At 70.7% G+C, this 20,072-nt stretch carries 13 protein-coding genes and 4 pseudogenes; 12 read left to right on the forward strand and 5 right to left on the reverse strand.

Annotation, left to right across the window (positions count from 1 at the left end; genetic code table 11):
• Positions 1-203: 203 nt before the first annotated feature.
• The 4 genes and pseudogenes from H0I39_RS10090 to H0I39_RS22075 all read left to right on the forward strand — a co-directional run bounded on the left by H0I39_RS10090 (position 204) and on the right by H0I39_RS22075 (position 4,398).
• On the forward strand, positions 204-1,802 hold the full coding sequence (locus H0I39_RS10090; protein ID WP_257645739.1) for a phosphate transport regulator: 1,599 nt from the start codon (positions 204-206) through the stop codon (positions 1,800-1,802).
• The gene (locus H0I39_RS22065; RefSeq protein ID WP_257645740.1) at positions 1,787-2,137 is read left to right on the forward strand and encodes a hypothetical protein; all 351 of its coding nucleotides are present in this window, start codon (positions 1,787-1,789) and stop codon (positions 2,135-2,137) included. The genes H0I39_RS10090 and H0I39_RS22065 overlap by 16 nt, the downstream gene beginning before the upstream one ends.
• A gap of 798 nt (positions 2,138-2,935) precedes the next feature.
• Positions 2,936-3,535 (forward strand): annotated as a pseudogene (locus H0I39_RS22070) (PEP/pyruvate-binding domain-containing protein); the annotation flags it as partial.
• Between the two features lie 413 nt (positions 3,536-3,948).
• Positions 3,949-4,398 carry a PEP-utilizing enzyme gene (locus tag H0I39_RS22075; RefSeq protein ID WP_308645918.1) on the forward strand — a complete coding sequence of 150 codons (450 nt, stop codon included), beginning with the start codon at positions 3,949-3,951 and terminating at the stop codon, positions 4,396-4,398.
• Between the two features lie 368 nt (positions 4,399-4,766).
• Here the strand turns inward: H0I39_RS22075 and H0I39_RS10100 are convergent, their stop codons facing one another.
• The 3 genes from H0I39_RS10100 to H0I39_RS10110 form a co-directional block, all read right to left on the reverse strand.
• Positions 4,767-5,156: a hypothetical protein gene (locus H0I39_RS10100; RefSeq protein WP_180550393.1), complete on the reverse strand. Its 390-nt coding sequence runs from the start codon at positions 5,154-5,156 to the stop codon at positions 4,767-4,769.
• 181 nt (positions 5,157-5,337) lie between these two features.
• Positions 5,338-5,868, reverse strand: a complete 531-nt coding sequence (locus tag H0I39_RS10105) for a hypothetical protein (protein WP_180550394.1) — start codon at positions 5,866-5,868, stop codon at positions 5,338-5,340.
• Between the two features lie 115 nt (positions 5,869-5,983).
• Positions 5,984-7,096, reverse strand: a complete 1,113-nt coding sequence (locus H0I39_RS10110; protein ID WP_180550395.1) for an aminoglycoside phosphotransferase family protein — start codon at positions 7,094-7,096, stop codon at positions 5,984-5,986.
• 739 nt (positions 7,097-7,835) lie between these two features.
• Between H0I39_RS10110 and H0I39_RS24070 the strand changes: the two are divergent.
• The 3 genes and pseudogenes from H0I39_RS24070 to rsmA all read left to right on the forward strand — a co-directional run.
• A pseudogene (locus tag H0I39_RS24070) lies at positions 7,836-9,119 on the forward strand (LPS-assembly protein LptD); the annotation flags it as partial.
• Positions 9,120-9,946: 827 nt separating this feature from the next.
• Positions 9,947-11,221, forward strand: a complete 1,275-nt coding sequence (locus H0I39_RS22085) for a peptidylprolyl isomerase (protein ID WP_373368278.1) — start codon at positions 9,947-9,949, stop codon at positions 11,219-11,221.
• A gap of 168 nt (positions 11,222-11,389) precedes the next feature.
• Positions 11,390-12,085, forward strand: coding sequence for a 16S rRNA (adenine(1518)-N(6)/adenine(1519)-N(6))-dimethyltransferase RsmA (gene rsmA / locus H0I39_RS10125; protein ID WP_373368338.1), 696 nt, complete (start codon positions 11,390-11,392; stop codon positions 12,083-12,085).
• 249 nt (positions 12,086-12,334) lie between these two features.
• Here the strand turns inward: rsmA and H0I39_RS10130 are convergent.
• A pseudogene (locus H0I39_RS10130) lies at positions 12,335-13,302 on the reverse strand (tetratricopeptide repeat protein).
• Between the two features lie 58 nt (positions 13,303-13,360).
• Here H0I39_RS10130 and purE point away from each other — a divergent pair.
• From purE to H0I39_RS10150, 4 genes are all read left to right on the forward strand, one after another.
• Entirely contained in the window at positions 13,361-13,855 is a 495-nt protein-coding gene (gene purE, locus H0I39_RS10135; protein ID WP_180550396.1) for a 5-(carboxyamino)imidazole ribonucleotide mutase, read from the forward strand.
• 84 nt (positions 13,856-13,939) lie between these two features.
• Positions 13,940-15,139: a 5-(carboxyamino)imidazole ribonucleotide synthase gene (locus tag H0I39_RS10140; RefSeq protein WP_180550397.1), complete on the forward strand. Its 1,200-nt coding sequence runs from the start codon at positions 13,940-13,942 to the stop codon at positions 15,137-15,139.
• 115 nt (positions 15,140-15,254) lie between these two features.
• Positions 15,255-16,247, forward strand: a complete 993-nt coding sequence (locus H0I39_RS10145) for an L-threonylcarbamoyladenylate synthase (RefSeq protein ID WP_180550398.1) — start codon at positions 15,255-15,257, stop codon at positions 16,245-16,247.
• Positions 16,248-16,311: 64 nt separating this feature from the next.
• On the forward strand, positions 16,312-17,220 hold the full coding sequence (locus H0I39_RS10150) for an SGNH/GDSL hydrolase family protein (RefSeq protein ID WP_180550399.1): 909 nt from the start codon (positions 16,312-16,314) through the stop codon (positions 17,218-17,220).
• A 381-nt stretch (positions 17,221-17,601) separates the two neighbouring features.
• Here H0I39_RS10150 and H0I39_RS10155 read toward each other — a convergent pair whose 3' ends face one another.
• Positions 17,602-18,786, reverse strand: coding sequence for an SGNH/GDSL hydrolase family protein (locus H0I39_RS10155; protein ID WP_308645827.1), 1,185 nt, complete (start codon positions 18,784-18,786; stop codon positions 17,602-17,604).
• A gap of 81 nt (positions 18,787-18,867) precedes the next feature.
• Here H0I39_RS10155 and H0I39_RS10160 point away from each other — a divergent pair.
• Positions 18,868-19,976 (forward strand): annotated as a pseudogene (locus H0I39_RS10160) (tartrate dehydrogenase).
• Positions 19,977-20,072: the final 96 nt, after the last annotated feature.

Below are 20,072 nucleotides of genomic sequence, written 5' to 3' on the forward strand. Positions count from 1 at the left end.
GATGGGCGTAAACAGCTATCAATAGAGAAGTGAATTGCGTGGCAGCGGCACGAGCCAACCGCCGCTGTCACGCCTTGGTCACGGCCGTGACACAGACTGGCGGACTCTGAATTTCACGGCTTTTCATCCATGGAAAAAGCGATGCCGTCGCCACGCTGGGCGAGCAGGCGCCGGCGCTGGCCTCGCTGCTGCGGCCGGCGCAGGTGCGCGCCGCGCTCAAGGCCAACGACCGCCTGAAGCTCTACCTGAGCGTGCTGCAGGCCGCGCACGCCCATGCCCACCACCCGCGCGAGGCCGCGCTGGACCTGTCGCGCGAGATCGCCGCCGCCGACATCACCGTGCGCGCCGAGGCCGACTGGCTGCACGACCTGCCCGCTACCGCCGCCAGCGAAGCCGATGGCGCCCTGCGCGTGCCCGATCTGCCGCGCCTGGCGCTGCGCCTGGCCGACGACCTGGGTGTGATGGCGCGCCCGCTGGTCGAAGGCGACGGTGCCGACGCTGCATTCGCCGAGCGCGTGACGCACTGGCATGCCGAGCTGAATGCACTGTCCGGCCCGGTGCTGGCCGCCGCGCAGATCGAGGCGCTGACCCATGGCCAGCGCGCGCGCGGCGACAGCCTGCACATCATGGTGATGGACCTGCACAAGGCGCTCAATCGCCTGGCGGCCGGGCTGTCCACCGACCGCATCGACGGCGCGCACTGCTGGCAGCTGGCGGGCGACGACAGCGACCGCCCGCGCATCGCCGCCTTCATGCGCGGGCTGAACCGCACCGCGCCGCTCAAGTTCGACCACCCCGGCCTCGACACGGCCGCCACGCGCGACGGCGACAAGCTGCTGATCCAGAACGACATCGGCACCAACGACGCGCACGTGCTGGTGATCCAGGTCGACACCGCCGCCGCGCCGCAGGTCATCACGCTGACCTATTCCGACCTGCACCGCCAGCGCTTCGGCTTCTTCCAGCGCCTGCTGGCCGAGGTGGGCGCGCACTGGGGCCAGGCCGAGCAGCGCACCACCCAGGGCCTGAACCAGGGCGACGCCTATCACGTGGGCACCGCGCGCTTCGAGGCGCACGATGAAGCCGAACTGGCGCAGCAGCTCGAAGGCATCGGCGAGCGCATCGTGTTCCTGATCGACTGGAACCGCGCGCGCAAGCGCTTGCTGCACTTCGTCAGCCGCGAAGGCGCGGTGGCGGTGCTGGAGGCCAGCACGCGTGCCCGCGCCGGCCACATGGCGTGGCTGAACGCCGGCGCCGAGCGCCTGATCTGGGACGCCATGGCCGCGCAAGGCCCCAGCCAGTTCCGCCTGGGTGACCGGCTGGACCAGGTGCTGGGCGAGGCCGAGGCGCGCGACTTTCTGGCCGGCGTGCTCATCAACGCCGCCCACCACCCCAACGCGCCGGCGCTGCTGCTCGACCAGACCCAGGCCCAGCTGGCGCGCCGCCTGCGCGGCCGCCGCGGCGACGACGACCTGCTGGAAGAACACGCCGCCTACTGCCACGCCCTGGCGCAAGGCCTGCGCGACGCGCTGGCGCACGGGCTGGAGCGCGACGCCCCCGCCGCCGAGCGTCTGGCCGCGCGCGCCAAGGACTGGGAGCGCCACGCCGACCAGCTGGTGGTGCACGCGCGCGAGCTGGCCGAGCACCAGCCGCAATGGCGCCCGCTGATGCAGCTGCTGCACCACAGCGACGACGTGGCCGACGCGCTGGAGGAAGCCTGCTTCGTGCTCAGCCTGCTGGCCGAGCATGTCGACGCCACCCCGCCATCGACGGCTGGACTGCCCCCGTGCGCCAGGTGCTGACCGAGCTGGCCGACGCCGTGCTGAACGCCGTGCAGGACCACGTCAAGGCCCTGGCCGTGGCGCGCACGCTGGGCGAGGCCAGCGCCGGCGACGACCAGTCCGAATACCTGTCGGCCGCCTGGCGCGTGCAGCAGGCCGAGCGCCACTGCGACGAGCTGCTGCGCCGCGCCCGCCGCGAACTGGCCACGCAATGCCGCGAACAGCCCGACGCCGTGGCGCTGACCCTGGGCAACGAACTGGCCGCCGCCATCGAGCAGGCCAGCGACGCCCTGCTGACCCTGGGCTGGGGCCTGCGCGAGCGCACCATGCAGCGCATGGGCGTGGCGGCGGCGTGAGCGGCAGACGCGCGCCCGTCGCCCATTCCCCATGCCGGCCACCGCCCCCGGACACTCCCTCTCCCGCTGGCGGGAGAGGGCAGGGTGAGGGCGAACGCCACCACCACCCCGCCCGTTCCTCTCCCCGCCGCCGCCGCCGCCCGCGTCGCTCCCTCCCCGCTGGGGAGGGCTGGGGTGGGGCCGCCCGCTGCCCAGCACTACCGCCGACCCTCACCCCGCCCTCTCCCGCCAGCGGGAGAGGGAGCTTCCGCACCGATGCGAGCGCCCGCAGGCCAGCGACGCCCTGCTCACGCTGGGCTGGGGCCTGCGCGAACGCACCATGCAGCGCATGGGCGTGGCCGCGGCGTGAGCGGCAGACGATAGACGCGCACCCGTCGCCCATTCCCATGTCAGTCACCGCCCCCGGACACTCCCTCTCCCGCTGGCGGGAGAGGGCAGGGTGAGGGCGAACGCCACCACCACCCCGCCCGTTCCTCTCCCCGCCGCCGCCGCCCGCGTCGCTCCCTCCCCGCTGGGGAGGGCTGGGGTGGGGCCGCCCGCTGCCCCACACCACCGCCGACCCTCACCCCGCCCTCTCCCGCCCGCGGGAGAGGGAGCTTCCGCGCCTGCGCGAGCGCCCGCAGGTAGGCGTCACCCTCGCCCCCTGATACCCCACCATGAACGCCCGCGACACCACCCACTTCCTCCGCAGCCCACGCCGTGGCGCTGATCGGCTGCGGCCCCAAGCCCCGCACGCCGGACGTGCCGCCGCCCGAGGCCATCGGCTTCAAGGCGCACAACCTGGCGCGCATGGCCGCCATGGCCCTGCCGGTGCCGCCAGCCTTCGTGCTGGGCACCGGCTGGTGCGCCGACCCGGCCGCGCTCAGGCCCGAGGTGTGGCAACCAGCGCTGGCCGCGCTGGAGCACGCCAGCGATGCCCGCTTCGGCGATGCGCGCCAGCCGCTGCTGCTGTCGGTGCGCTCGGGCGCGCCGGTGTCGATGCCGGGCATGATGGAAACGCTGCTCAACATCGGCCTGTGCGATGCCACGCTGCCCGGCTTTCTGCGCGCCACCGGCAACCCGCGCCTGGTGTGGGACGCCTACCGCCGCCTGGTGGCCGGCTTCGGCGAGGTGGTGCTGGGCATCGACGCCGCGGTGTTCGAGGCCGACCTGGCCCAGATCGCCGCCGGCCGCGACGAGCGCGAGCTGGACTTTGCCGAGCTGCGCGCCCTCACGCGCGCCCACCTGGCCAGCGTGCAGCGCGTGGCCGGCCAGCCCTTCCCGCAGTCGCCGCGCGATCAGCTCACGCAGGCCATCGCCGCCGTGTTCGCCAGCTGGCAGGCGCCCAAGGCGCGCGACTACCGGCGCCTGAACGGCATTGCCGACAGCATCGGCACGGCCGTCACCGTGCAGCGCATGGTGTTCGGCAACGCCGGCGGCACCTCGGGCGCGGGCGTGGGCTTCACGCGCCACCCTCGACCGGCGAGCCGGCGCCCTGGGTCGACTTTCTGTTCAACGCCCAGGGCGAGGACGTGGTGTCGGGCCGGCGCAGCGCGCAGGGCCACGACCAGCTGGCCGCCGCCGCACCGCCCGTGTGGCACGAGCTGCTGGCCGCCACGCAGCAGCTCGAGCAGGCCTTCGGCGACATGCAGGACTTCGAATTCACGGTCGAGAACGGCCGCCTGTGGTTGCTGCAGACCCGCGCCGGCAAGCGCACGGCGCAGGCCACCGCGCGCATCGCGCTCGACCTGGCCGACGAGGGCGTCATCAGCCTTGACGAGGCGCGCCGCCGCACCGAGGGCCTGGGTGAAGACCAGCTGGCCGTGCCGCGCGTGGTCACCGAAGACGGCGCGGCCCAGCCGCTGGCGCAGGCCGTGAGCGCCGCGCACGGCGTGGCCATCGGCGAGATCGTGCTCGACGAAGCCGCTGCCCGCGCCCGCCAGGCGGCCGGCGCCACCGTGCTGCTGCTGCGCCAGGACGCCGAAACGCGCGACCTGGCCGCGCTCGACATCGCCGCCGGCCTGCTGACGGCGCGCGGCGCCCGCACGTCACACGCCGCCGTGGTGGCGCGCCAGCTCGGTAAGGTGTGCCTGGTCGGCTGCGAGCAACTGGTGATCGACACCCCGCACCGCCGCGTGCGCCTGGGCGGCGAGGAGCTGGCCGAGGGCGAGGTGCTGACGCTGGACGGCGGCAGCGGCGCCATCTGGCGCGGCGCGGTGCGCACGGTGCGCGAAGTGCCGCAGGACTTGATGGCGCGGCTGGCGGCGCTGCGGGCGGGCTAAGCCCACCGCTGCGGCCCCTGCTCGTCGCGTGATGGCCGAGCCTTGTGGGAGCGGGCTTGCCCGCGATGGCGCCGCCGCGCCTGCACCCGATGCCCGATCGCGGGCAAGCCCGCTCCCACAGGGATGTGTGGATACTCCCCAATAGGGCGGCCGTCAGCGCCCGTCCATCAAGCGCTGGCGCTTGATACTCCCTTTCAATGTTCAGGATCCCTGCTTTCCCAGCGTCAAATCCGCCGATGTCGATGCAGGGCCGGCCGTCGTGCTGGCGAGATCAGGCGCGTTGTTTCCAAAGAGGCACTGGGTAGCCCATGCACGGGCGCGAAGTGCCCGCCCTGCCTGGCTGCACCTGCGCCCTGGCGCCGCACCGCTCACGGCACTACGCACCCCTCGGGCGGGCAATCGTGCGGAATCGGGATGTCTGGCGCCGGTGTGATGTGGATGGCCAGCGGCAGGTGGTCGCCGGCCTGCTTGAACCAGTCGTCCCAGTAGCCTTGGTAGGTGGGCCCGCTCTCGGGCCGGTCGGGCGGGCGGCGGCCGTCCATCGGCCCAAGCTTGAACGACATCGTGCTGCCATCGGGGCATTGGCCCAGCAATTCGACCTCGCTCACCCACAGGCGGCGCGGTTCACGCGTGATCTGCGTCGGAATCCAGCCTTCCCCGTACAGCATCGGCCCGGTGCGCACCACTTCTCGGGTGTGGCGCAGCAATTGGGCGGGGCAGCGCTGGACGATCTTGAAGAGACTGTTGCCAACGACCATGTAGGTCCCGCTGCCCCCTGCAGCCACCAGACTGATTTCTTCGGAAGCTCTGTATCGTTATCGGGACCTCTAAAGATGCTCGGCTCAATATCCATCAGTTGCGACTGCAGATAGTTTGGCAACGTGTGAACCGATTTGCGCAGCGCCAAGGTCTGACTGATCACCCTACGCCGATAGTTGTCTATGTGGCCGATCGGAATCGCTCCTCCCCCGGCACATCGTCCCTTACCTTCGTTGTATCCTGAGGGAGGTATGGGCTTAGCCAATCGGCACGGTCGTACTTGAAGACCGTGCCGACCTTCATGCCCACGATCGCGGAATCGACTTCGCAGGTGAAATTTTCGGTGTGGCAGGTGTAGAACGGCGTCTGCCTCGCATTGAGGAATCCCAGCCACGCCCAGCCGACGCCGCGGTCCCTGATGATCTTGCCGGTCTGCTTGTCCAGCCGGAACTTGTGCAGGGTCACGAAGTCGCCCACCTGCACCGGCTCGCCAGTGCCTTCGCGCACGATGGTGGGGCGGTTGAACTCAGCCATGGGCCGGCCGGGCGGGATCACTTCGGTGGCGACGATCTGGCCGGGGTCGAACGGCTCGGGCCGCTGGCCGCAGGCGCTGAGGGTGGCGAGCGCCAGCAGGCCCGCCGCCGTGGCAACCGTGTGGCGCACGGCAGTGGCAGACCGGCGCGCGCGTGTGGCGCCGCGAGAGCGTGTCATGGTGTGTTTCTCCGATGGCTGCCGTCAGTCGGTGAGGGGTTTAAGTGCTGCGCTATGTATAGCTGCCTGCGCTGACTGGATAAGCGCTGGCGGCCAATTTGACTTGTAAGCGCCGTCACATCCGACCGAACGCCCAGCCGCTGGCCGCTTCGGTGCCTTCGATCTCGTCGATGGCCTTGAGCAGCGGCGCCAGCTCGCGGTAGCGCGCGGCGGTGTGGCGGATGTAGGCGATGAAGCGCGGCGCGTCGGCCAAATACTTGGGCTTGCCGTCGCGCAAGGTCAGCCGCGCGAAGATGCCGGCCACCTTCAGGTGCCGCTGCAGGCCCATCCATTCGACGGCGCGCCAGAAGCTTCCGAAGTCGCTGTGCCAGTCCTCGAAGTTCAGCAGCCCGAGCTTGCGCGCGCGTTCCCAGTAGCGCACGGTGATGTCGAGCACGAACTCCTCGTCCCAGGTGAGGAAGGCGTCGCGCATCAGGCTGGCGATGTCGTAGGTGATGGGGCCGTACACGGCGTCCTGGAAGTCGAGCACGCCGAGCGCACCTTGCGGCGACACCATCAGGTTGCGCGGCATGAAGTCGCGGTGCACGTAGACCATGGGCGCGGCCAGGTTGCGGGCGACGATCAGGTCGAAGGTCTTGCTCAACGTGTCGCGCAGCGCGCCTTCCACGGCGATGCCGCGGTGTTTGGCCAGATACCAGTCGGGGAACAGCGCCAGCTCGCGCCGCAGCAGCGCCTCGTCGTAGGGCGGCAGCACGCCGGGTTTCGAGGCCTGTTGCCATTTCAATAACAACTCCACCGCCTGCAGGTAGCGCGGGCGGTTGGCCTCGGGGTGGGCGCGGTCGATTTCCTCCATCATGGTGCGATGACCCAAGTCGGTCAGCAGCATGAAGCCCTGCGGCTCGTCCCAGTCCAGCACCTGCGGCGCGGGCAGGCCGGCGGCCTGCATCAGGCCGGCGACGTGCACGAAAGGGGCGCTGTTCTCCTGCGCGGGCGGGGCGTCCATCACGATGCGCGTGGCGCCATCGGTGGTGTCCAGGCGGAAGTAGCGGCGAAAACTGGCGTCGGCCGACGCCACGCGCACGCTGCCCGGCTGCAGGCGCTGCGCCGGCGCGATGCGTGCCAGCCAGGCGGCGAAGGCCTGCGCCCGCGCCGGATCGGCCCAGGTGGGCGCGAGGGCGCGGCAGCGGGGAAACGGATGGTGACAGGGGGCCGGTGTCGCGTCGCTCATGGATAATCGATTCTAGAGCGAGCCGTCTCCCGCACCGGGCCAGTGCTTGCGCTTTCTGGACCCACACGCAGTGCAGGCTTCGCCGGTTTTTCCCCTTTCTCGCCACGCTTCGCATCCCGCACGGGCCGCCGTGGTGCGGCCGGTGGCTGCCGCGGTGCTGGCCCTGCTGGCGGGCGCGGTGCTGGCGCAGCCGTCCGAGCCGCTGCAGCTGCAGGCCACGCCGCTGCTGGCCGAGAAGCTGCCCGACAACGCCCACCCGCCCACCATCGTCTACGGCGACCGCATCAGTGGCCGCACCGATCTTGAAACCGTCATCGAAGGCCAGGCCGAGCTGCGCCAGCCCGGCCGCGTGGCGCGCGCCGACAAGCTGGTGTACGACCAGACCACCGACATCGCCACCGTCACCGGCGACGTGCGCATGAACGCCGAGGGCGACCGCTACACCGCCACCTCGGGGCAGATCCAGATCGACGCGATGGCCGGTTTTCTGCTGCAGCCGACGTACCGCTTCCTGGCCAGCGGCGCGCACGGCACGGCCGAGCGGCTGGACCTGCTGGACCGCGACCGCGCCCGCGTGACGCAGGGCACCTACACCACCTGCCAGCGCGGCGGGCCGGACTGGATGCCCGACTGGATCCTGCGCGCCGACAAGCTGGAGCTGGACCGCGAGGACGACGAGGGCCGGGCCGAAGGCGCGGTGCTGGAGTTCAAGGGCGTGCCCATCCTGCCGGTGCCGGCCATGAGCTTTCCGCTCAGCGAGCGGCGCAAGTCCGGCTGGCTGCCGCCCACCATCGGGCTCGACAACAAGAGCGGGCTGGACCTGTCGGTGCCGTACTACTGGAACATCGCGCCCAACCGCGACGCCACCTTCACGCCGGCCATCATGCTGCGCCGCGGCGTCGAGATGGGCGGCGAGTTCCGCTACCTCGAGAACAACTACCAGGGCCGCCTGAACGCCAACCTGCTGCCCAATGACAAGCTGCGCGACGGCCGCAACCGCTGGGGCTACTTCGCGCGCCACAACGGCACCTACGACACCGGCATCGACGGCATCGGCGCCGTGGGCCTGGGGCTGAACCTGAACCGCGTGAGCGACAACGACTACTGGCGCGACTTCTCGCGCGGCGGCCTGTCGCTGACCACGCGCCTGCTGGCCAACGACGGCGCGCTGACCTGGTCGCGCGGCGATTTCTCGGCCAGCGCGCGGGCACTGAAGTGGCAGACGCTGCAGGACGTGAACGCGCCCATCATCCCGCCCTACGACCGTCTGCCGCAGCTGGCCGCGCGCTGGGGCCGCGTGAACGACCGCGGCTTCGACTACGCAGTCGATGGCGACTTCACGCGCTTTCGGGCCGACAGCTTCTGGACGCAGCAGCCCAACGCCGACCGCAGCTTCCTGCACGCGCAGCTGGCGCGGCCCATCACGCGTTCGTGGGGTTTTCTGGTGCCCAAGGTGCAGCTGCACGCCACCAGCTACCAGTTCGACCGCCCGCTGGCCGACGGCCGCACCTCGGCCAGCCGCGTGCTGCCCACCTTCAGCCTCGACAGCGGCCTGGTGTTCGAGCGCGACGCGCAGTACTTCGGCCGCGGCTTTCGCCAGACGCTGGAGCCGCGCCTGATGTACGTCTACACGCCGTACCGCAACCAGAGCCTGCTGCCCAACTACGACTCGGGCGCCTACGACTTCAACTTCGCCACCATCTGGGCCGAGAACGCCTTTGCCGGCAACGACCGCATCGTCGACAACAACCTGGTCACAGGCGGCCTGACCACGCGCCTGCTCGACCCCGAAAGCGGCGCCGAGGTGGTGCGCTTGGGGCTGGCGCAGCGCTACCGCTTCTCGGGCCAGCAGGTGGTGCTGCCGGGCGGCACGCCCACCGAACGCGGCCTGTCCGACATCATGCTGGGCGCCGGCATCAACTGGGACCCGCGCTGGTCGTTCGACAGCGTGGTGCAGTACAACCCCGACACCCGGCGCAGCACCCGCACCACCCTCCAGGGGCGCTATTCGCCGGGGCCGTACCGCACCGTCAGCGCGGCCTACCGCCACCAGCGCGACCTGCAGAGCGAGCACCTCGACGTGGGCTGGCAATGGCCGCTGAGCGACCTGGCCGGCCGCCGCGGCGAGCTGGGCACCACCGCCGCGCGCACCGGCGGCAGCAGCTGCAACGGGCGCTGGTACAGCGTCGGCCGGCTCAACTACAGCCTGCGCGAAAGCCGGCTGGTCGACGCCATCCTGGGCGTCGAATACGATGCCGGCTGCTGGATCGGCCGCGTGGTGCTGGAAAACTCACCAGCTCCACCACCTCGTCCACCAAGCGCATCATGTTCCAGCTGGAACTCGTCGGCCTGTCGCGCCTGGGCAGCAACCCGCTGCGTACGCTGCGCAACAACATTCCGCGTTATCAATACCTGCGCGAAGAAACCACCTCACCGAGCCGGTTCACAGAGTATGAGTAACCCCCTGAGTCGCTGCGCGCCTTCCCCTGAAGGGGGACACCGCTGGTGGCCGGCACAGGTCCGGCCACGGCGGTCGCTGGCATGGCCCGCTCCGCGGCCTTCGGTGGAACCGCGTCGGCATCCCACGATGGCCTCGGTGCGTTTAGGAGAAACAAGATGTCTCGTGTTCTTTCCCGCTGGCTGCTGTTGCCTGCGGCTTGCATCGCACTGTCCCTGCCCGCGCAGGCGCAGACCAGCGGCACGCAGCGCAAGCCCGCGCCCACCAAGCCGGCCGCCAAGAAACCCGCGGCCAAGAAGGCGCCGGCTCGCAAGCCCGCCGCCAAACCGGTACCCCGGCGCACACCCGCGCCGGCACCGGCGGCCGCGCCTGCTGCCGTCCCGGCAGCACCCGTGGCGACTCCCGCGCCAGCACCCGCCAGCGCCGCGCTGCGCGAGGCCGACTTCATCGTCGCCGTGGTCAACACCGAGCCCGTCACCAACAACGAGGTGCGCGCCCGCATCGCCCGCGCCCAGCGCCAGCTGGCCGAGCGCGGCGGCCCGCAGCCGCCGGCCGACGTGCTGCGCAAGGAAATGCTGGAACGCCTGATCGCCGAGCGCGCGCAGCTGCAGTACGCGCGCGAAACCGGCCTGAAGGTGGACGACGGCGCGCTGGCCCAGGCCGAGCTGTCCATCGCGCGCCAGAACCAGCTGGCCACCGTGGAGCAGCTGTACCAGCGCATCCAGCAGGAAGGCATTGCCGTGCAGGACTTCCGCGACGACGTGCGCAACCAGGTGCTGCTGGCGCGCCTGCGCGAGCGCGAGATCGAACCCAAGCTGCGCGTGACCGACGCCGAGGTCGACACCTTCATCCGCGAGCAGACCGGCGTGCGGCCCGGCGCGGTGGACCTGAACCTGGCCATGATCCTGGTGGCCGTGCCCGAAGGCGCCAACGCCGCCGAACTGGCGCGCCTGCAGGCCCGCGCCGACGAGGTGGCGCGCCGCGCGCGCGGCGGCGAGGACTTCGCGGCGCTGGCGGTGGAGTTCTCCGACGCCAACAACCGCGGCCGCGACGGCGGAGTGCTGGGCCTGCGCCCGTCCGACAAGTACCCCGACCTGTTCCTGCAAAGCACGCAGCGCGCGCGCGTGGGCGACATCGCCGGCCCGGTGCGCTCCGGCGCCGGTTTCCACATCCTCAAGGTGCTGGAGCGCAAGGCCAACAACGAGCTGCCCGAGGTCAAGATCCCGCAGACCCACGTGCGCCACATCTTGCTGCGCACCGGCCCCACGCAGAGCGAGCAGGTGGCGCGCGAGCGCGCGGCCGACTTCAGGCGCCGCATCGCGGCGGGCCAGGCCAGCTTCGAGGAGCTGGCGCGCCAGTTCTCGCAGGACGACAGCGCCGCCGACGGCGGCGAACTGGGCTGGGCGCCGCCCGGCCAGTTCGTGCCCGAGTTCGAGCAGGCCATGAACAACCTCGACGCCGGCCAGGTGAGCGAGCCGGTGATCACCCGCTTCGGCGTGCACCTGATCCGCGTCGACGGCCGGCGCGAGCAGGTGCTTACCGCCGCCGAGCAGCGCCAGCTGGCGCGCAACATGCTGCGCGAGAAGAAGGCGCAGGAGGCATTCGAGACCTGGGCGCGCGAGGTGCGTGGCCGCGCCTACGTCGAATACCGCGACCCACCGAAATGACGCACCCCCTGAGGCGCTGCGCGCCTTCCCCCAGGGGACGCCGCCAGTGGCCGGGCCAAGCCCGCTCCACGGCCGTTCGACTGACGGGCGCCGCGCAGTCCTGATGAAACACATCCCCGCAAGCGCTTCGGCCAGCACTTCCTCAGCGACCCGGCCATCATCGACGCCATCGTGCGCGCCATCGACCCGCGCCCCGGCCAGCCGATGGTCGAGATCGGCCCCGGCCTGGCCGCGCTGACGCAGCCGCTGGTCGAGCGCCTGGGGCGCCTGACGGTGATCGAAATCGACCGCGACCTGGCCGCCCGCCTGCGCGCGCACCCGCAGCTCGAGGTCATCGAATCCGATGTGCTGAAAGTGGATTTTGCGCAGCTGCAGCAAGCGCAGGCAGCTACCAAATTGAGAGTGTGCGGCAACCTGCCCTACAACATCTCCAGCCCAATCCTGTTCCACCTGCTGCCGTTTGCCGCGCACATCGAAGACCAGCACTTCATGCTGCAGAAGGAAGTGATCGACCGCATGGTCGCCGCGCCGTCCACCGGGGACTACGGCCGTCTGTCGGTGATGCTGCAGTGGCGCTACGCGATGGAGAACGTGCTGTTCGTGCCGCCCGCCGCGTTCGAGCCGCCGCCGCGCGTCGACTCGGCCGTGGTGCGCATGGTGCCGCGCCCCGACTTCGCGCCCATCGACCCGGCGCTGCTGTCCGAGCTGGTGCAGGTCGCCTTCAGCCAGCGCCGCAAGCTGCTGCGCCACACGCTGGGCAAGTGGCTGGAGGCGCGCGGCTTCGGCGGCCCGTTCGACGTGCAGCGCCGCGCCGAGGAAGTGCCGGTGGCGGAGTACCTGGCGCTGGCCGACGCCCTGGGCTGAGCGTTCCGGCAGCGTTGCCCGTCCCTATACTGGTAGGGTCGATGCCCGCCAGCGCCTGACTGGCGGGCGTTGCAGACGCATACTCCCTTATCTTTCCCCTGGTCACGGCTTGTGGGAGCGGGCTTGCCCGCGAAGCAGCGTTCATGGCCTCGGCAGGGCACCCATCGCCGCCAAGGCCGCCCCGCCCCATGGCTGGCCGCTGGGCACGGCCATGAGGTCAGACCGTGCTCGCCTGAAGCGCGCAGCGCCTCAGTTCAACGCCATGCTCAGCTTGCGCCGGTAGCCCGACAGCAGCTCGGCCTGCGGGTCTTCCTGCTTGGCGGCCTTGCCGGTCAGCTCGATGCCGCCGGCGCTCTTGCCGTCGGCGCCGGCGCCGTGCTTGGGCGGCGGGGGCGTCAGCAGCTCCAGGATGGCGACGTAGGTCTTGCGGGCGGCCTCGTCGTTCCACTTCTTGTCGCGCATGATGATTTCCAGCAGCTCGTCCATGCTGGCCGTCCACTGGCCTTCGGCCATCAGCGCCTGCGCCTTGGCAAAGCGGGTGTCGAAGTCGCGCTTGTTCTCGGCGATCCTGGCGTCGAACTGCTCCACCGGCCAGTTGCCGCGCTCGTCGTTCTGCACGAACTCCATCGCGTCCAGCCAGCGGCGCAGTGCGTCGAAGCGCAGCGGGCGCGGCTCGCGCCCCAGCGGTTCTTCCAGCGTGGCGGCGGCTTCGGCGAAGGCGCCGGTGGCGATCAGCACGCGGGCGTAGTCGGCGCGGGCGTCGTCGTTGGCCGGGTCCTGCGCCAGCGCGTCGGCCAGCTTGGCCAGGGCGGCGTCGGTGTCGCCGGCTTCCAGCAGGGCCTCGGCCTCGTTCACCTCTTCCTCGGCGGCCAGCGCGCCCTCGCTGGGCACGTGCTTGTCGAGGAACTGGCGGATGGTGCCGGCCGGCTGCGCGCCCACGAAACCGTCCACCGGCTGGCCGCCGACGAACATCACGCACAGCGGAATGCTGCGCGTGCCCAGCATCTGCGACAGCTGGCCGGCGATCTCGGGCACCTTGTCGGCGTCCAGCTTGGCCAGGACAAAGCGGCCGGCGTATTCGGTCTCCAGCTGCTCCAGCACCGGGCCCAGTTGCTTGCAGGGGCCGCACCATTCGGCCCACACATCCAGCAGCACGGGCGTTTGCAGGAGGCCTTGATGACCTCGGCTTCGAAGTTTTGCAGGGTGATGTCGATCATGGGGCGTATCTGGGGGCAAAATTGAACATATCTAACAGCCATTGTGCCAACAAGCCCCATGACGAGTCCCCGCGTGGGCGTGGTGATGGGTTCCAGCAGCGACTGGGACACCATGCAGCACGCCGTCCAGATCCTTGAGCAGTTCGGCGTGCCGCATGAGGCGCGCGTCGTCTCGGCGCACCGCATGCCCGACGACATGTTCGCCTACGCCGAGGCCGCTGCCGGCCGCGGGCTGAAGGCCATCATCGCCGGGGCCGGCGGCGCGGCGCACCTGCCGGGCATGCTGGCGGCCAAGACGGTGGTGCCGGTGCTGGGCGTGCCGGTGGCCAGCCGCCACCTGCAGGGCGTCGATTCGCTGCACAGCATCGTGCAGATGCCCAAGGGCATTCCGGTGGCTACCTTCGCCATCGGCCAGGCCGGTGCGGCCAACGCGGCGCTGTTCGCGGTGGCGTTGCTGGCCAATGAGGACGCGGCGCTGCGCGGCAAGCTGGAAGCCTTCCGCGCCGAGCAGACCGCCGCCGCGCGCGCCATGACGCTGCCACCCGCAGGGTAGTTTGCTATTAGTCATATAGCTGCTTGCGCAGTCTGGACGGGCGCCAAGGCCCGATTTTATTCAAATTTTCTTGACGGTTCCGAGATGCCCACCACCTTGCCCCTGCTGCCCGGCAGCCTGATCGACGGCCGCCCCGCCACGCTGGGCGTGCTGGGCGGTGGCCAATTGGGCCGCATGTTCGTGCACGCGGCGCAGGCGCTGGGCTACGAGACGGTGGTGCTCGACCCCGACGCCGGCAGCCCGGCGGGGCGCGTGAGCCACCACTTCATCCAGGCCGATTACCGCGACGAGAACGCGCTGCGCGAACTGGCCGCGCGCTGCCACGCCATCACCACCGAATTCGAGAACGTGCCCGCCGAGTCGCTGGCCGCGCTGGCCGCCACGCGTCCGGTGTCGCCCGCGGCCGAGTGCGTCGCCATCGCGCAGGACCGCATCCGCGAGAAGGCGCACTTCGCCAGCTGCGCCACCGGCAGCGGCGTGGCGCCCGCGCCCTATGCGGTGATCGAGAACGAGGCCGACTTGGGCCAAGTGCCCGCCGTGCTGCTGCCCGGCATCCTGAAAACCGCGCGCCTGGGCTACGACGGCAAGGGCCAGGCGCGCGTGGCCAACCGCGACGAACTGGCCGCCGCCTGGCAGCGCATGGGCGGCGTGGCCTGCGTGCTGGAGCAGATGCTGCCGCTGGCGCACGAGTGTTCGGTCATCGTGGCGCGCGGGCGCGACGGGCAGGTCGTCAGCCTGCCGGTGCAGCGCAACCTGCACCGCGACGGCATCCTGGCCGTGACCGAGGTTTATGAAGGCAACCTGCCCGAAATCGCCGTCAAGCAAGCGCAGAGCGCTACCGTGGCGATAGCAAACGAGCTGAACTACGTGGGCGTGCTGTGCGTCGAATTCTTCGTGCTGCAAAACGGCTCGCTGGTCGTCAACGAGATGGCTCCGCGCCCGCACAACAGCGGCCACTACACGGTGGACGCGTGCGACGCCTCGCAGTTCGACCTGCAGGTGCGCACCCTGGCCGGCCTGCCACTGGCCGCGCCGCGCCAGCACAGCGCGGCCATCATGCTCAACCTGCTGGGCGACCTGTGGTTCAGCGCCGACGGCCAGCCCCGCACCCCGCCCTGGCGTGACCTGCTGGCCCTGCCCGGCGCGCACCTGCACCTGTACGGCAAGACCGAGGCGCGGCGCGGCCGCAAGATGGGGCACCTGACCTTCACCGGGCCGGACGCCGGCGCGGTACGCCAGCGCGCGCTGCAGGCGGCGGCGCTGTTGGGCATGGAAGCCTTCTGAGCCATGGATTCTGGATACTCCCCAATAATCTGTCCGCCAGCGCTTGATAGACAAGCGCTGCGACCACATACTCCCTGCATTCGCAGCCCGTCCACACCGATGAAAGCGCCCGGCCATGGTGCTTGACGGCCAGCTCCCCGCCGCCATCGCCGCCGCGGCCGACGCCCTGGCCGCCGGGCAACTGGTCGGCCTGCCGACCGAAACCGTGTACGGCCTGGCCGCCGACGCCGGCAGCGACGCGGCGGTGCGCGGCATCTTCGCCGCCAAGGGCCGCCCGGCCGACCACCCGCTGATCGTGCACGTGGCCGGCGCGGCGCAGGTGGCCGAGTTCGCCGCCAGCGTGCCGGCGTTCGCGCAGAAGCTGATCGACACCTTCTGGCCCGGCCCGCTGACCCTGATCCTGCCGCGCCGCCCCGGCGTGGCCGAGGCGGCGGCGGGCGGGCACGCCACCATCGGCCTGCGCTGCCCGGCGCACCCGGTGGCGCATGCGCTGCTGGCGGCGGCAGCCGCGCGCGGCGTGCGCGGGCTGGCCGCGCCCAGCGCCAACCGCTTCGGCCGCATCAGCCCCACCACGGCACAGCACGTGGCGCAGGAGTTCGGCGACGGCCTGCTGGTGCTGGACGGCGGCGCGTGCAGCGTGGGCATCGAATCGACCATCGTCGACTGCACGCGCGGCGCGCCGGTGCTGCTGCGGCCGGGCCAGATCGCCCGGGCCGACATCGAGCGCGTGGCGGGCCAGCATTTGCTATCCAAAGAAGAGCTGTCCGCACCCGACCCGCAAGCGCCCGGCACACTTTTGGCCCATTACGCCCCGCGCGCCAGGCTGCGGCTCATGAACGACAAGGAGCTGCGCGCCGCGCTGGAACTGCTGGGCGCCGACGCGAAGAACATCGCCGTCTGGGCGCGCGCGCCGCTGCGCTCGGCCAGCCGCGCGCTGGTGCTGCGCCGCATGCCCGACGACGCGGCCGCCGCCGCGCAGCAGCTGTTCGCCGTGCTGCGCGGCTTCGACGACGCTGGCGTTGCGCTGATCTGGGTCGAAACCCCGCCCGATGACGCCGCCTGGGACGGCGTGCGCGACCGCCTGCAGCGCGCCGCCGCCTCGGCCTGAGCACGGCGGGCCAGATCACGCCCGCCTCGTTAAACTAGACCACCCTGATTTGGAGAAGTCTTTCATGAAAGCATCCTGGTTTCGCCGCGCCACCCAGGCCGTGGCCTGCGCCGGCGCCCTGACCCTGCTGGCCGCCTGCGGCTCCGGCTCGGTGGTGTCGGACCTCGAGCCGAAGCGCTTCATCACCGTGGGCGACAGCTTCATGGACGTGGGGCAGGCCGGCGGCACCCGCTACACCGTCAACGACGGCACGAACAACTGGGTGCAGGAGCTGGCCAGCCACTACAGCCAGCCGGTGACGGCCGCCAGCGCCGGCGGCTTTGCCTATGCGCAGGGCCACGCCCGCGTGGCCGCGGCCGACCCGGCCGGCGCCCCCAGCGTGACGGCGCAGATCGACACCCTGCTGGCCAGCACCACGCTGAACGCCACCGACGACGTGGTCATCGTCAACGGCGGCATGCACGACATCGTGGCGGCCTACAACGCCACCGGCATCTCCGAGGCCACCACCAAGACCGTGCGTGATGCCGGCAAGGCGCTGGCCGAGCAGGTGCGCCGCCTGGTCAACGCCGGCGGCAAGCACGTGGCCGTGGCCGGCGTGCCGCTGCTGGGCAATTCGCCCTGGGGCCGCGGCACCGGGCATGAGGACGCCGTCAACACCCTGTCGATCGACTTCAACACCGCGCTGCTCACCAACATCGTCGACCTGGGCACCAACGTGCTGTACCTCGACTCGGCCTTCTTCTTCGACCTGATGTACGACAAGCCGCAGAACTACCAGTTCGACAACGGCAAGGAGCCCGTCTGCACCACGCCCGACGCCAGCACCTGCACGCCGGCCACCGTGGTGTCGCCCGACTACAACCGCTGGCTGTTCGCCGACGGCGTGCACTTCACGCCCCGGGCGCTGCAGCACTTCGGCTCCGACCGTTACGGCGAGAACGCCTACCAGCGCTTCAAGAACCGCTGGTAAGCGCCTCGACAAAACGGCCCTCGGGCCGTTTTTTGGTTCGGAGCAGGACGGGGGCGTGGGCGGTTGCCGGCCTTCGCAGGCGCGGCGGCAGCCGAAGGCCGCCGGCGGTGGGCGGATGGGGTCCGTTCGCGGCTGCCGCCGCTCCCACATCGACTTCCATTTCCAGATCAACACGACAACAGGTTCGTCGTTCCGGCGAAAGCCGGAATCCAGACAGCGTGTGAAAGCAGACAGGGATCCCGGCTTTCGCCGGGATGACGATGGTTGAAGTTTCGATGTGGGAATGGAAGAACTCCCATCCCCCGGGCCCGGAACCGGCGTTGGGGCCACAAAAACCGGCCCACGGGCCGGTTCTTCATGCCCTGACGGGCGGCTGCTGCATCAGTACCAGTCCACCTCGTCCAGCACGTCCATCACCTGCTCGGCAAACAGCTGGTGGCCGTAGGGCGTGGGGTGGAAGCCGTCGGAGAACATGAAGCGCTGCCACCAGCTGGCGCCGGTGGGCGCGCCGGGCGGCGGCGTGGTGGCCGACAGCGCGGCCGCCGTGCATTCGCCCAGCGGGCGGTGCGGCACCACGGTGATCCACTCGGCGCCGCACACCGGCAGCGTGGCGTTGCTCAGGCCGTACCGCGCCGGGTTGGTCACCTGGTCGGCAAAGCGGCTGGCCAGGTCGATCACCTGCACGCGCGGCTCGCCGCCGAAGTTGGCCGCCAGCCGCTGGTTGAAGGTGCTGATCCAGCCCTTGAACAGCGCCTCGGACTGCGCGCGCACCTGGGCGCCGGCGGCGCCTTCGATCTGCGCCAGCACCGCCTGGAAGCGCGGCGTGTAGGTGATGGTGGGGATGTTGGCCACCACCACCTGCTTCGCGCCCTTGTCGAGTGCCTGCGCCTTGATGACGCCGACGAAATGGTCGGCCAATGCCTGCATGTAGTAGGTCCCGCCTTGAGCCCGTCGCTGTTCCGGCGTGTCTCCACCCAGCGCCCACTGCTGACCGAGTGTGAACGTATCGAGCAGCGGGCTGACGAGTCCGCCAAAGGGAAGTGGCATCCAACGGATCGCCACCGGCGAGGTACGCCCCACCAGATCCGCCGCATCGTTGCCGCCGCCGTCCACCAGCACCAGGTCCTTGGCGCTCCAGCCCGCGGCGCCCGCGTCCTGCAGCTGCTTGACGATGGACAACGGCGCCGCCGCCCCGCCCGCGCTGGCCGGGTTGTTGATGCGGGCGCCGCCGATGGCGTAGTTGGTGCAGCCGGGCTGGGTGTTGGGCGTGAAGGTCTGGCCGTTGAACTTGTACACCGGGCACAGCGGCTTCACGTCGTAGGCCTTGGCGATGCGCTCCACCCACAGCACGTGGGGCTCGTCGGCCGAGCCCTGCACGCTGGCGATGCGCGGGCCGCCCGGCACGCCGGCGAAGGTGCCGCTGTCGCTGAGCGAATCGCCCACCACCTTCACGGCGTTGATGCCCAGCGGGTTGTCGTCGTCGTCATCGCCGCCGCCGCAGGCGGACAGGGCCACGGCCACCGCCAGGGCGGTCAGCTTCCAGTTCAGCAGGGGTTTGAAGCGCACGGGTGTCTCCTCTTGGTCATCAATCGGTCATCGTAAACACCGCACGCGCCGAGCGCGCCTAGGGCAAACCCAAGCGGCGCTATGCTCGCGGCTCGAAGGAGAGACCACCATGAACGCCCCCGCCCCCGCACGCACCGCATCGCCGTCATCCCGGGCGACGGCATCGGCCAGGAAGTGATGCCCGAGGCGCTGCGCGTGCTCGATGCCGCGCAGCAGAAGTTCGGCTTCGCGCTCGACCTCACGCCCATCGACTGGGCCAGCTGCGACTATTACGCCAGGACGGGCGACATGATGCCGCCCGACTGGAAGGCGCAGCTCGAGCCGCAGCACGCCATCCTGTTCGGCGCCGTCGGCTGGCCGGCCACAGTGCCCGACCACATCTCGCTGTGGGGCAGCCTGCTCAAGTTCCGGCGCGAATTCGACCAGTACATCAACCTGCGCCCGGTGCGCCTGTTCGAGGGCGTGCCCTGCCCCTGGCCGGCCGAAAGCCGGGCGAGATCGACTTCCTCGTCGTGCGCGAGAACACCGAGGGCGAATACACCAACCTGGGCGGCGTGATGTACGCCGGAACCGAGCGCGAGATCGTGGTGCAGGAGACGGTGATGAGCGCCTTCGGTGCCGACCGCGTGCTGAAGTTCGCCTTCGAGCAGGCTGCCGCGCGCCCGCGCCAGAAGCTGGATGTGGCGACCAAGAGCAACGGCATTGCGATCAGCATGCCCTGGTGGGACGGCCGCGCCGACCGCATGGCCAAGAACTACCCGCAGATCGCCGTCGAGAAGCACCACATCGACATCCTCACCGCGCGCTTCGTGCTGCAGCCGCAGCGCTTCGACGTGGTGGTGGCCAGCAACCTGTTCGGCGACATCCTGAGCGACCTGGGCCCGGCCTGCACCGGCACCATCGGGCTCGCGCCTTCAGCCAACCTGAACCCGGAGCGCCAATTCCCCAGCCTGTTCGAGCCGGTGCACGGCAGCGCGCCCGACATCTTTGGCCGCAACATCGCCAACCCAGTGGCCATGATCTGGTCGGCCGCGCTGATGCTGCAGTTCCTGGGCGAACAGGCCGCGCACGACGCCATCCTGAAAGCCATCGAGCAGGTCCTGGCGCAGGGCCCGCGCACGCCGGACCTGGGCGGGAAGGCCTCGACGACCGAGATGGGTGAGGCGATTGCGGCGTTGATCGCTGCTTGAAACAGGGGGTATATGCCTTCAGGGTTTGACTGGAGGGCGCTGGCGGATGGCGTGGTGGGGAGTATGTTCTGACTGCCCGGCCGCCCTGTGGGAGCG

Source organism: Ottowia beijingensis, from assembly GCF_013423955.1.
GTDB lineage: Bacteria > Pseudomonadota > Gammaproteobacteria > Burkholderiales > Burkholderiaceae_C > Ottowia > Ottowia beijingensis.

Bases quoted from the DNA above. Each gene is read 5' to 3' on its own strand.
- H0I39_RS10100 (WP_180550393.1), bottom strand. From the start codon at position 5,156: ATGGTCGTTGGCAACAGTCTCTTCAAGATCGTCCAGCGCTGCCCCGCC.
- H0I39_RS10105 (WP_180550394.1), bottom strand. From the start codon at position 5,868: ATGACACGCTCTCGCGGCGCCACACGCGCGCGCCGGTCTGCCACTGCC.
- H0I39_RS10110 (WP_180550395.1), bottom strand. From the start codon at position 7,096: ATGAGCGACGCGACACCGGCCCCCTGTCACCATCCGTTTCCCCGCTGC.
- purE (WP_180550396.1), top strand. From the start codon at position 13,361: ATGACGAGTCCCCGCGTGGGCGTGGTGATGGGTTCCAGCAGCGACTGG.
- H0I39_RS10140 (WP_180550397.1), top strand. From the start codon at position 13,940: ATGCCCACCACCTTGCCCCTGCTGCCCGGCAGCCTGATCGACGGCCGC.
- H0I39_RS10145 (WP_180550398.1), top strand. From the start codon at position 15,255: ATGGTGCTTGACGGCCAGCTCCCCGCCGCCATCGCCGCCGCGGCCGAC.
- H0I39_RS10150 (WP_180550399.1), top strand. From the start codon at position 16,312: ATGAAAGCATCCTGGTTTCGCCGCGCCACCCAGGCCGTGGCCTGCGCC.